This window comes from Nostoc sp. (assembly GCF_036919615.1).
Taxonomy (GTDB): domain Bacteria; phylum Cyanobacteriota; class Cyanobacteriia; order Cyanobacteriales; family Nostocaceae; genus Nostoc.
Genome location: NZ_JBALCN010000056.1, coordinates 1 through 12,388, shown reverse-complemented (window position 1 = coordinate 12,388; position 12,388 = coordinate 1). Strand labels below are relative to the sequence as shown.

Here is a 12,388-nt window from a genome sequence, read left to right as displayed (position 1 = left end):
CTTCAGAGATTACCTTGAGAAGAAGTCTCCGACTGGGAATGCCTAATGGGAGGCTCTGTCTCAATGTTTTGGACAAGGAACACTATGGCGTGTTTACCGTTGGTTTATATTGTCTCTAATTGCTTGTATTCTGGCACACTGGGCATATTTGTCTACTGATTCCATAGATTTAACAGACTGGGGTCAGGCTGCACAAATTGCATTTCAAACCTTCTTACCACAATTACTTCTGTGTCGTTTTTTACTTCAACTCGAATGAATGCGTCCGATTGCACTTAGTCTGCTCCAAGCCTTGCAAAATAACGCTATTACTACAATTGCAGTGTGTGGAGTTGATACAGACGCTTGTGTGATGGCTACAGCTTTAGGACTCTTTAATGCTGGACTTGAGACGTTCGTAGTATCAGATGGCTGTGCTTCTAGTGGTGGGCAGGAATATCATGAAGCGGCGATTAAGATATTGAAACGCAATATTGGAGAGAAATATGTGATTTCTTTTAGCGAATTACCTGCAATGTTGTTTTAGTGTATTAAGAGGGTGTTTGAAAAGTTATGAGCGTAAAAAGAGCTATCAAGTCACACTAAGATTGAAACCCACATTTTACAGGTGTGAGGACTAAACAAGTGTCGTTTAAAATTGTGGTAATTGGTACTTCTTTAGGTGGATTATCAGCATTAAAAATTATCCTGGGGAACTTACCAGCAGACTTTCTAGTGCCGATCGCGATCGTGCAACATCGTCACAAGGAGTCTAATAACACACTCCAGGAGTTATTACAAGAATCCACTTTCTTGCCGATTCGAGAAGTAGAAGACAAAGACGAAATACTACCAGGACATATCTACCTAGCTCCAGCAGATTATCACTTGCTGGTTGAACTAGATCATTTTGCTCTCTCAACTGATCAGCCTGTTTCCTATGCCAGACCATCTATTGATGTGCTGTTTGAGTCAGCTGCTGATGTCTACACTCAGCAAGTTATTGGTGTAATATTGACAGGGGCAAATCAAGATGGTAAGCAAGGTTTAAAGAAAATAAAAGCGCAGGGAGGACTTACTATTGTACAAGAACCTACCACAGCGGAGAGCGACATTATGCCAGAGGCAGCAATTTCTGCTGTTGCAGTAGACTGGATTTTGACACTCTCAGACATTGCTTCTCAAATGGTCAAGCTTTGTCACTCATCACGGAAATAAACCCATGCAGATGGAACCCAAAGTAAACATCCTCCTAGTGGATGATAAACTAGAAAATTTGCTGGCACTAGAGGCAATCCTAGAAAAACTAGGGGAGAATCTCGTGAGAGCTACTTCTGGGGAAGAAGCTTTGAGGTGTCTGCTGCATCAAGACTTTGCGGTGATTTTGTTGGATGTGCAAATGCCAGGGATGGATGGCTTTGAAACTGCTACCTTGATTCGCAATCGGGGGCGATCGCGTCACACTCCAATTATCTTTCTCACCGCCTTTAGCAGCAGCGACCAAATGCTGTTTAAAGGCTATGCCTTGGGTGCAGTTGATTATTTGCTCAAACCATTAGACCCGAATATATTGACTTCTAAAGTCACAGTATTCGTAGAGCTTTTTAAGAAAACAGAAGCCGTCAAGCAACAAGCAGCGCAGCTGGTAGCTGTGAATGCGGAACTCAGGCAAAGTGAAGAACGATTGCGATCGCTAAGTACCTGTTCACCCGTTGGTATTTTTGAAATTGATACTGAAGGAGATTCTAGGTATACTAATCCCCGCTATCAAACAATTTGTGGCTTAAAAGCGGCAGAGAGTTTAGAAAAAAAATGGCTAGAATCTGTTCATCCAGAAGATAGAGAACGAGCAGTTGCCAGTTGGTCTGACTACATTCGTGAAGGTCGCGATTACTCTGAAGAGTTTCGCTTTCAAACAGCTTACGGCATCGTCCGTTGGGTTCAGGTTCGCTCATCACCGATGCTTTCCGGTCAAGGAGAATTGCTAGGATATGTAGGCACTCTCGAAGATATTACTGAACGCAAACAAGCAGAAGAAGTCCGTGCTCAAGTGATTCGAGAACAGACGGCAAGACAGGAAGCAGAAGCAGCAAATCGGATGAAAGATGAGTTTCTCGCCGTTCTCTCCCACGAACTCCGCACACCTCTAACCTCAATGCTCGGCTGGTCAAAAATCCTCCGCTCTAAGAAACTTGACGACAAAGCTACCTCCCGTGCCCTAGAGGCGATTGAACGCAACGCGATATCTCAGATGCAACTAATTGAGGATATCTTAGATGTATCCCGGATTATCCGTGGTCAGCTGCGATTAAATGTATCTGCTGTAAATCTGATCTCAGTGATGGAGGCAGCCTTAGAGGCAGTGCGTCCCCTAGCAGAAGCAAAAGATATTAAGTTAAATACTGTCCTCGATACTTCGGTAGGGTCAGTTTATGGTGATCCAGCCCGGTTACAACAAGTTGTCTGGAACCTACTAACTAACGCCATTAAGTTTACCCCTAAGGGTGGCAGGGTAGAAGTGAATCTGTTGGTAATCTGTGATGAAGAACAACAAACAACTCACAAATATGCCAAAATTCAAGTTACCGATACAGGCATTGGCATCAGTTCCGAGTTTTTACCCAAAGTATTTGAGCGTTTCCGGCAAGCAGACAGCACCACAACACGATCGCACAATGGACTAGGACTAGGACTAGCGATCGTCCGTCATCTAGTGGAACTGCACAAGGGTACAATCTTTGCCCAAAGTTTAGGCACAGGAGAAGGAGCAACCTTTACTGTGAAACTGCCACTGCTACAAGACAATAGGGGTAACAAGGGGAATAGAGAAGCCACAGGAAAAATTTCCTCCCCTGTAGCATCAATGCCGCTTGCTGGATTAAGAGTTTTAGTTGTAGATGATGAAGCAGATACCCGTAACTTTCTCAGTTTTATGTTTGAGGAGTATGGGGCTTTTGCTACTGGGGTAGCATCAGTTAATGAAGCGCTAGCAGTACTTGAACAAGCAAAACCAGATATCCTGATTAGCGACATCGGCATGTCAGAGCAAGATGGTTATACGCTAATTCGGAAACTGCGCTCTTTGGAACCAGAAAAAGGCGGACGTATCCCAGCTATCGCTTTAACAGCGTACACGCGAGAGGAAGACCGCTTAGAAGCACTTTCAGCAGGGTTTCAGCAGCATTTATCTAAGCCAATTGACCCCACTAAATTGATTGCTATGGTTGTCAATGTATTAAAACTACCTCTAGAAGTTCCCGTGAGTTGATTTGGAATTGGGGAGTGTGGAGTAAGAATTTTAGATTTTAGATTTTGGATTAAAGAATTGAAATTTAATCCAACAGACGCTCTCTACCAGACGCGCAAGGGACGCGGACTCGCTAATGCTGCGCTATCGTCAATTCCATTATCCAAAATTGAATTGCCCAATGCCCAATGCCCAATTAAGACGAAGTTAAGGCATGTTTTTTCAGTTCGTCTAGGGAAACCATTTCCAAAGCTCTAGCATGGGTTGCTGAAAGTATGACGGGTGGAGCAACGCCAGCATCAAGAGCTTCTTGCCAGCGAGAAGCACACAAACACCAGCGATCGCCAGGCTTTAGTCCAGGAAAATTAGAATCAGGAACAGGTGTGCTCAGGTCGTTTCCCCGCAATTTGGTGAACTCCAGGAATTCTGATGTCACTTCGGCACATACGACGTGCGACCCGAAATCCTGACCACCTGTGCGACAAAAACCGTCGCGGTAAAACCCAGTCATGGGAGAAGTGCAGCAGGCTTCTAGGTTTCCACCGATTACGTTTTTAGCTTCTGTCATCGTTAATTCGTTGTACTTGATTTTTTGGCTTCGATATAAGCCTATATTGACACTTCCCTAGTTGGATTAAAATCGCTATCCCTGATTAATTTGGAAAAGCAGGGAATTCTATAATCACTACTTATACCAAGTTGTCAACCTTAAGGTTATTAAGAATGGTGCAATCTCTCAGTAGAATCCCCAGGCGTAGACAGAATTGCCACTGTGGTAATTAACGAAGTTATAAGGGTTTGATGTGCTACTCAAAAGCACTATCTTTAATCAGATTTTTGGCGATTGCCTACACTGGGCGGGTAAGCGATCGCACTCCATAAACTTAGGAAGTTACTTGCAAAGTTGAAGTTAAACATGATAATATCGTTTTTTTAGTAAAAGTTTTATTACTATGGAAAAATCAATATTTCAACATCTAGTCGATAGTGTTAATAAAGATTATGAGGAGACCTATGCATATGTAGGTAAGAATTTTGATTTTATCCGTGAATTGATTGATAGAATAGCCTTACATATTCAATGCACTCCAGGAAAAGATATATATATTGTTGATGAAAAAGGCTCTAAAATTGCTCCTTATAATTTTATTCAAGATGCTATTTTTGTAGAAAATGAATGTTTTTTTAGTTTCAAATTAGTAATTTCTGCACAAAACAAAGGTTTTAATATTAGTAGTTGTGGTAGAAGCTTTTTTAATAAAAATTTAGTCCCGCCTTCAGGAATTGCTATGCATATCTCTATTAAGCAAGAAGATGATATTTTTATTGTTATAGCACCATCGATAAAAGAAGAAAAATTCTTTACTGAAACTTTTAAAATATATTCTGATAATCCTTCATGGACTGAGTTACTTGAATCGCTTACTCAAGTGATAATAAACTTTTCAAAAAAAGACCTGAAAGATAGAATTAGTCAGTTATTTGAAGAATCATCTCAACAAGTAAAACCTTTTGGTTTTAATGTTACCCCTGACATAAAGATTGTTAACACGTCAGTACCCCTGGACAATAACTATGTGTAGTCGCGGTATTCTCTAAAAAACTTTTGCTAAAAAGAATAAATTACTTTGAGCTTACAAATGCGATCGCACTTGATTAAACATGTTATCAAGTTTAGCGAAATTATAATCATGTAGGGAATTAGCTATAGATTTAATACTTCTCGGATAACTAAAATTAATCTATGCAGCCTGAAAACCCCTTCCCGACGCTAACAAGTGGTTTTTTCATTGATAAGTTGAGCTGAAGTGGCGTGGATGTCAGCCGGCAAGTATTAAACAAGGATGCAACCGCAGGAGTTGTGCCTGTTATGGAACAATACTGGGATTTTGATCAATGGACGATCAAAACAATACAAACGCGACAAGACACAAGTTTTGCTACGTTTGTGGAAGATATTGCGAGGAAGATAAGTTGTACTTTCCTGAAACTGTACAGTGTGGCTTATCTACACCTTGCAAGATTTCAGAAAGCGAAATTTTTTTTAGAGTTCCACAATTACTAAAGTGAAGTTCCAATAAAAACCCCTGGTAGTTAGCCAGGGGTAATGCAAGTCAGTACTTTTCGCATGGAATGTATCCTACTCAAATACCATAGCAACCGTCTAATTTAGAGATATGCCATTTTGCCAAACAAAAAAAGCCCCCAGTGGTAAGCCGAGGGTTAACTTTTTTTTGGAATAGCGGTAATCTACAAAGCTATTATTCCCAGCACAGTAGGCAATAGAACCAAAATAAAATAATAATTTCTACAACTATAACTATATATATACAGCGTATTGCAGGTAAATGAAGTACACAGGTAGGGGCACAACATGTTGTGCCCCTACGATGATCTGTACCTCACCTTGGCGTAGCCTAAGAAGAGAAGTTGCAATCTGCTGTATGTTGTGATGTCATACAAAAGAGAGCTTTGGCGTATCCTGACCTCATTGCTTGCCTTTAAATAAGTAAAGTTAATAGGTTCCATCAGCTTTACAAAAGCTATATAGTTGATTAAAAATTGTAAAGTGGTGTAAAGTAGTTTCACAGGCAAAGAAAAAACCGCCTGATTCATAAACAACTAACCGCACTTATAAAACCATGACAGCAACCTTACAACAGCGCTCAAGCGCCAACGTATGGGATCGATTCTGTAAATGGATCACCAGCACCAACAACCGGATTTACATCGGTTGGTTCGGCGTAGTGATGATCCCCACCCTGCTAGCAGCCACCGCCTGCTTCGTAATCGCCTTCATCGCCGCACCTCCAGTAGACATCGATGGTATCCGTGAACCAGTTGCAGGTTCCTTAATTTATGGAAACAACATCATCTCCGGTGCAGTAGTACCTTCCTCCAACGCTATCGGCTTGCACTTCTACCCAATTTGGGAAGCAGCTTCTTTAGATGAGTGGTTGTACAACGGTGGTCCTTACCAATTGGTAATCTTCCACTTCCTGATTGGCATATTCTGCTACATGGGACGTGAATGGGAACTATCCTACCGCTTAGGAATGCGTCCTTGGATTGCTATAGCCTACTCAGCACCAGTAGCAGCAGCAAGTGCAGTCTTCTTGGTATACCCAATCGGACAAGGTTCCTTCTCTGATGGTATGCCCTTGGGTATAAGCGGAACATTCAACTTCATGATCGTCTTCCAAGCAGAACACAACATCTTAATGCACCCCTTCCACCAATTAGGTGTAGCAGGTGTATTCGGTGGAAGTTTGTTCTCTGCAATGCACGGAAGTCTAGTTACTTCTTCCTTGGTTCGTGAAACCACTGAAACCGAATCTCTTAACTACGGTTACAAGTTCGGTCAAGAAGAAGAAACCTACAACATCGTTGCAGCCCACGGTTACTTCGGTCGGTTAATCTTCCAATACGCTTCTTTTAACAACAGCCGCAGTTTGCACTTCTTCTTAGCAGCGTGGCCTGTAATCGGCATCTGGTTCACCGCCTTGGGTGTCAGCACAATGGCGTTCAACTTGAACGGTTTCAACTTCAACCAATCAATCATTGATTCTGAAGGTCGTGTAATTGCGACTTGGGCAGATGTAATCAACCGGGCTAACCTGGGTATGGAAGTAATGCACGAGCGCAATGCTCACAACTTCCCCTTAGATTTGGCAGCAGGTGATTTTGCTCCTGTAGCTCTAACCGCTCCTGCGATCAACGGTTGAATAGTAAAGTTTAGCTAAATCAAAAAGCGCTCTCCCGAAAGGGGGGGCGCTTTTTATTTAAGTTAGCAACAGATAAAGTTGGATAAAAACTCGGAAACACGTTGTATAAATGCTAAAAAATAGCGGAAAGTTCTACAAAGATCAGAGCAAAACAAACTTTTGCAAGAACTCTAGGTAAAATACATAAGCCTCACCTTTTTCTTCAAAATCATGGGCAACACTTTTGGTCATCTATTTCGCATCAGTACTTTTGGCGAGTCTCACGGCGGCGGTGTGGGGGTTGTGATTGATGGTTGTCCTCCAAAACTAGAAATTTCGGCAGAAGAAATTCAAGTAGAACTAGATAGAAGGCGTCCCGGACAAAGTAAAATTACAACTCCTCGCAAAGAAGCGGATACCTGCGAGATTTTATCAGGGGTATTTGAAGGCAAAACACTAGGAACGCCTATAGCAATTTTGGTGCGGAACAAAGACACTCGTCCCCAAGACTACGACGAGATGTCCGAGAAATATCGACCTTCTCATGCGGATGCAACTTATGATGCAAAATATGGCATTCGCAATTGGCAAGGTGGGGGTAGGTCGTCAGCGCGTGAGACAATCGGAAGAGTAGCAGCAGGTGCGATCGCTAAAAAAATTCTCCGTCAAGTCGCCAATGTTGAAATTATCGCTTACGTTAAGCGCATCAAAGACTTGGAAGGTGTAGTTGATCCAAATACTGTCACCTTAGAACAAGTGGAAAGCAATATCGTCCGCTGTCCCGATGCTGAATGCAGCGATCGGATGATTGAATTAATTGAGCAAACAGGTAGACAAGGTGATTCTATCGGCGGTGTCATAGAATGTGTGGCGCGAAATGTGCCCAAAGGTTTAGGAGAACCAGTATTTGATAAATTGGAAGCTGATATCGCTAAAGGTGTGATGTCTCTCCCTGCTAGCAAAGGCTTTGAAATTGGTTCCGGTTTTGGGGGAACGCTGCTAACGGGAATTGAGCATAACGACGAATTTTATATTGATCAAAATCGTGAAATCCGCACACTCACAAACCGTTCTGGTGGTATTCAAGGGGGGATTTCCAACGGGGAAAATATCATCTTGCGAGTTGCATTTAAGCCGACAGCAACAATTAGAAAAGAGCAGAAGACTGTAACTCGTAAGGGCGAAGAAACCCTATTAGCAGCGAAAGGACGCCATGATCCTTGTGTATTACCGCGTGCAGTTCCAATGGTTGAGGCAATGGTGGCGTTGGTGCTGTGTGACCATTTGTTACGGCATCATGGGCAGTGTCAGGTCTTGTAGTCACTACACTTTGACTTACAAAAAATTATTTATAAAGAAGAACTCAGTTTAGTACTACCGGGTTCAAAAAGGCGACTTCCTCTCAAAAGTATTTTGTTCATGAACCGTGTCACTATAGAAAATACAGCTGAAAATTGAGCAATAGGAAGACTAAAGAACACTGTGCAGATAACATTCTTAGGGACAAGTTCCGGTGTACCCACGCGATCGCGCAATGTTTCTAGTGTCGCCCTGAGATTACCCCAAAGGGCAGAACTGTGGTTATTCGACTGTGGCGAAGGTACTCAGCATCAAATTATCCGAAGTGAACTAAAAATTAGTCAACTCTCCCGAATTTTTATCACCCATATGCACGGTGACCACATCTTTGGCTTGATGGGACTTCTTGCTACTTGCGGCTTGGCTGGCAATGTGGAACGAATTGATATATATGGCCCACCTGGATTAAATGATTACATTCAAACCGCCTCACGTTACTCCTACACGCACTTTTCTTACCCGATTAAAGTCCATGCCATCCGTCCAGGGGTAATTTATGAAGACGATGACTTCACCGTTAGCTGCGGTAATTTACATCACCGCATTACAGCTTTCGGCTACCGCGTAGCCGAAAAAGACCGGACAGGACGTTTTGATGTCGAAAAAGCCAAGGCGTTGCAAATTCCTCCTGGTCGAATTTACGGTCAACTCAAGCGCGGTGAAACAGTTACCCTTGCTGACGGACGGGTGATTGATGGCACTCAATTATGCGGTCCTACAGAAATTGGTCGAAAGATTGCCTATTGTACAGACACAATTTATTGTGATGGTGCAGTGGAATTAGCTGATGATGCTGATGTATTAATTCACGAAGCAACCTTTGCCCATCAAGATGCAGACATGGCTTTTCAGCGATTGCATTCCACAACCACAATGGCGGCGCAAACAGCTTTAGCTGCTGGGGCACATCGACTGATTATGAGTCATTTTAGTCCCCGCTATGCTCCCGGAAATACCTTGGAGTTGAAGGATCTCCTCAAGGAAGCCCGTGCTATTTTTCCCCGTACTGATATGGCTTACGATTTTATGATTCATGAAGTACCCAGGCGACGGGAAGTAGAGTTAACCAAGGTAGGCGTTTAAATTTTGGATTTTAGATTTCCTATTGAACCCTTCTAATCTAAAATCTAAAATTAACCAGCTGAAATCTTGGAGTTTAGTAGTCCAACTCATAACGTCCAGCAAATAAATAGCAGTTTGGTTTTACAAGTTAAGTCAACTAGTTAACCAATAATTTCCGGTTAACTAAGTGTATCAATAATATATAAATAGTATGGTTAAAATATTTTTCTCAATGTGTTTTTATATTACAAGTAATCAAAATAACTTTAATATATAGTCATATTCTGAATCAGAAAATTTTTTACTTAAATACTTAGGAAAAATAATTAATTTTTCGTCAAGATTTTTCTTCTTTAAATAAAATATTTATTAAAAATTTATTCTTCCAACACTGATTAAGAATTTATATGCATGAATTGATGAACATGAAAGCGTTAGTTGGCTTGTCATCGTTGGAAGAATAATTAAGTATGCTGTTATAGCTATTAGGTGTAAAAAAATCATTTCACATTTCTTATAAATCTTCCAAATAAATATAGTGTTTCGATATTAGAGGAGTTTGATAGTGGCTAAGACTAATCTGAATCAAGAGCAACAGGTTACTACTTCAGCACAAGATGCAGTTGACATCAGACAACTGTCTACTATTTTGCTTCGCCGACGCTTTCTGATCTTGGGGGTTTCCTGTGTAGTTATGTCAGCTGCTAGCCTCTTAGCTGTGATTGCCAAACCTACTTACCAGAGCAATTTACAGATATTGGTAAGTTCCAATTTATCTGAAGCAGCACAGTCAAATAATATCCCAGTCGGGGCAGATACTCAGGTTACTGATTCCAATTCTCAAGTTGTTGATTCCACTACTCAGATGAAACTCATGCTGAGTTCTAAGTTGCTCCAAAAAGCCGTAAATTTACTTCATTCTGATTATCCTGATATTACCTTAGAAGATATCAATGGTCAAAAAAAGCAGAGCAAAAAAGCATCTCTAGAAGTGACTCCAGAAGAGAGAGGTATCGGAACTAATAAAGTTTTTAATCAAGTATTTGAAGTTTCTTTCAATGATGACGATCCACTCAAAGCACAAAGAGTACTTCAAGCTTTACAGAAAGTCTATCAAAACTACAACAAAGAGCAACAAAAAGAACGTCTTAATCAGGGACTAGCTTTTGTAAACGCTCGCCTACCTGAAATAAAAAAAGAGGTGAGTAAAGCTGATAAAAATTTGGAACAGTTTCGCAAGAAACATAAATTACTCAATCCCGAAGTTCAAAGTAAAATCCTGCTAGAATCTCTAGCCGATATTCAACAACAGCTACAAACCACTCGTGCCAACCTTCAAGATGTAAACGCTCGCTACGATAACCTAGAGCAACAAATAGCGTCTTCATCTCAGCAGAGTGAACTAATTTCTTCTCGTTTAAATCGCTCAAGCCGCTACCAAGTGCTATTGAGTGAAATTCAAAAGACTGAACTAGCATTGGCTAAGGAGCGGCTGCGCTATACAGACGATTATCCATCAGTAGAAAAACTAAAGCAGCAACGCCAAAGTCAACTGTTGCTATTACGACAAGAGGTGAAAGCTATTACTACTAGCAGTCAGGGAGAACCGCTCTTGAAAGGTAAAATGGTAGGCGTTGATCCAACGGTAATAGACGAGTTTATTCTAGTGCAGACAACTGTCTTAGGACTAACTGCCAATGAAAAGAATCTAGCCGAGTCAGAACAGCGACTCCGCTCTGAGCTAAACAAATATCCAAGCTTAATAGCAGAGTATAACCGTCTGTTGCCAAAGGTAGAAACTAGTCACAAAACCCTTGAACAACTGCTCCAAGTGCAACAGTCCTTGGGACTGAAAATTGCTCAGGAAGGATATAACTGGCAAGTTTTGGCAGAACCTGCTCTGGGTACTTATATGGGGAACAACAGATTATTACTTTTGGTTGGGGGAGCGGTAATTGGGCCGATTTTAGGTATTTTAGCAGCCCTAATTTTGGAAAAGTTTAATGACGCTATTTATTGTGCGGGAGATTTAAAGAAACTGACGAATCTACGTGTACTGGGGTCAGTACCAAAACTACCGTCACGTGATGTCAAAAAGCGGCGGCTGAGTCTGCCTTGGAATGGGCGGCGAAGCTTAGATAACTGTGTAGTAGAAGCCAGTACTAGATTGCCCGTCCATGAAAACCTGGACATGATCTATCAAAATATTCAAATATTAAAATATCCCTTCCCCTTCAAGTCGCTGATGTTGACTTCAGCACTACCAGGGGAAGGGAAGACAACGTTAGTTTTAGGGCTTGTGGCTAGTGCTGCCCGGATGCATCGACGGGTATTAGTAATTGATGCTAACCTACATAATCCTAGCTTGCACAAAATCCTGGAACTATCTAATGACTGGGGACTATCTCTGTTATTAGTTGATGAGACAACTACTGATTTTCAAGATTACATCCAGCCGATTCACCCCTCCATTGATATTTTGACTGCTGGGCCTGAACCAGAAGACACAGTGAAGTTGCTCAGTTCTCAACGGATGAAAGAACTAATAGAATTGTTTGAGCAAACATATGACTTAGTACTGATAGATGCTTCGCCTATTTTAGGCACGGTTGATGCCAGGATTGTGGCATCTTTTTGTAATGGTATTGTGATGGTAGAGCGTATGGGTAAAGTGACTCGAACTGAACTGACTCAAGCAACAGAAATTTTGAGTAAGTTGAATTTAATTGGAATTATCGCTAATGAAGTGAGCAATTCTCAAAAGGTATTAGCATCGTAGACTGAAGAAGACGCAAAGAGTAATTTACTGAGTCTTCTTTTGGAGGGTTTTTAAATGCAACTGCGCTGATATTTGTAGGATGAACCATACGTGGGAACTTCTGGTATGCGCGATCTGCGATTACATAGACCAGAGGTAGGCACTTTTGTCAATAATGAGTGTCAGGTAGTGGTAAATATGTAGTGAAATCTGATATTTTCTAACTCAAATTATTCGTTTGTAGCTGTTAAAATTTTAATTATATTTAACTAACTAATT

General features: G+C 41.4%; 9 protein-coding genes. 8 read left to right on the top strand and 1 reads right to left on the bottom strand.

The genetic code is table 11. The annotated features are described in order from the left end of the window. Nucleotides 1-259 precede the first annotated feature (259 nt). The 3 genes from V7K48_RS16965 (at nucleotide 260) to V7K48_RS16955 (ending at nucleotide 3,247) form a co-directional block, all read left to right on the top strand. Nucleotides 260-526: a cysteine hydrolase family protein gene (locus V7K48_RS16965; RefSeq protein ID WP_335074396.1), complete on the top strand. Its 267-nt coding sequence runs from the start codon at nucleotides 260-262 to the stop codon at nucleotides 524-526. Nucleotides 527-624: 98 nt separating this feature from the next. After that, nucleotides 625-1,197, top strand: coding sequence for a chemotaxis protein CheB (locus V7K48_RS16960; protein ID WP_335074393.1), 573 nt, complete (start codon nucleotides 625-627; stop codon nucleotides 1,195-1,197). 4 nt (nucleotides 1,198-1,201) lie between these two features. Next, the gene (locus V7K48_RS16955) at nucleotides 1,202-3,247 is read left to right on the top strand and encodes a hybrid sensor histidine kinase/response regulator (protein ID WP_335074390.1); all 2,046 of its coding nucleotides are present in this window, start codon (nucleotides 1,202-1,204) and stop codon (nucleotides 3,245-3,247) included. Between the two features lie 175 nt (nucleotides 3,248-3,422). On the opposite strand, the gene V7K48_RS16950 is transcribed toward V7K48_RS16955, so the two are convergent. Further along, a complete protein-coding gene (locus V7K48_RS16950; RefSeq protein WP_334977730.1) occupies nucleotides 3,423-3,794 on the bottom strand; it encodes a DUF2237 family protein in 372 nt (123 codons plus the stop codon). A gap of 385 nt (nucleotides 3,795-4,179) precedes the next feature. On the opposite strand from V7K48_RS16950, the gene V7K48_RS16945 reads away from it, so the two are divergent. The 5 genes from V7K48_RS16945 (at nucleotide 4,180) to V7K48_RS16925 (ending at nucleotide 12,130) form a co-directional block, all read left to right on the top strand. Beyond that, complete coding sequence (locus tag V7K48_RS16945) at nucleotides 4,180-4,809, top strand: hypothetical protein (RefSeq protein WP_335074388.1); 630 nt, start codon at nucleotides 4,180-4,182, stop codon at nucleotides 4,807-4,809. 1,059 nt (nucleotides 4,810-5,868) lie between these two features. Further along, nucleotides 5,869-6,951, top strand: coding sequence for a photosystem II q(b) protein (psbA, locus tag V7K48_RS16940; RefSeq protein ID WP_335074387.1), 1,083 nt, complete (start codon nucleotides 5,869-5,871; stop codon nucleotides 6,949-6,951). Between the two features lie 210 nt (nucleotides 6,952-7,161). Beyond that, the gene (aroC, locus tag V7K48_RS16935; protein ID WP_335074385.1) at nucleotides 7,162-8,250 is read left to right on the top strand and encodes a chorismate synthase; all 1,089 of its coding nucleotides are present in this window, start codon (nucleotides 7,162-7,164) and stop codon (nucleotides 8,248-8,250) included. Nucleotides 8,251-8,412: 162 nt separating this feature from the next. Further along, nucleotides 8,413-9,372 (top strand): ribonuclease Z, encoded by a 960-nt coding sequence (locus V7K48_RS16930; RefSeq protein WP_334968313.1) that lies wholly within the window; start codon nucleotides 8,413-8,415, stop codon nucleotides 9,370-9,372. A gap of 544 nt (nucleotides 9,373-9,916) precedes the next feature. After that, a complete protein-coding gene (locus V7K48_RS16925; protein ID WP_335074383.1) occupies nucleotides 9,917-12,130 on the top strand; it encodes a GumC family protein in 2,214 nt (737 codons plus the stop codon). Nucleotides 12,131-12,388: the final 258 nt, after the last annotated feature.

Bases quoted from the DNA above. Each gene is read 5' to 3' on its own strand.
- V7K48_RS16965 (WP_335074396.1), top strand. From the start codon at position 260: ATGCGTCCGATTGCACTTAGTCTGCTCCAAGCCTTGCAAAATAACGCT.
- V7K48_RS16955 (WP_335074390.1), top strand. From the start codon at position 1,202: ATGCAGATGGAACCCAAAGTAAACATCCTCCTAGTGGATGATAAACTA.
- V7K48_RS16950 (WP_334977730.1), bottom strand. From the start codon at position 3,794: ATGACAGAAGCTAAAAACGTAATCGGTGGAAACCTAGAAGCCTGCTGC.
- V7K48_RS16945 (WP_335074388.1), top strand. From the start codon at position 4,180: ATGGAAAAATCAATATTTCAACATCTAGTCGATAGTGTTAATAAAGAT.
- psbA (WP_335074387.1), top strand. From the start codon at position 5,869: ATGACAGCAACCTTACAACAGCGCTCAAGCGCCAACGTATGGGATCGA.
- aroC (WP_335074385.1), top strand. From the start codon at position 7,162: ATGGGCAACACTTTTGGTCATCTATTTCGCATCAGTACTTTTGGCGAG.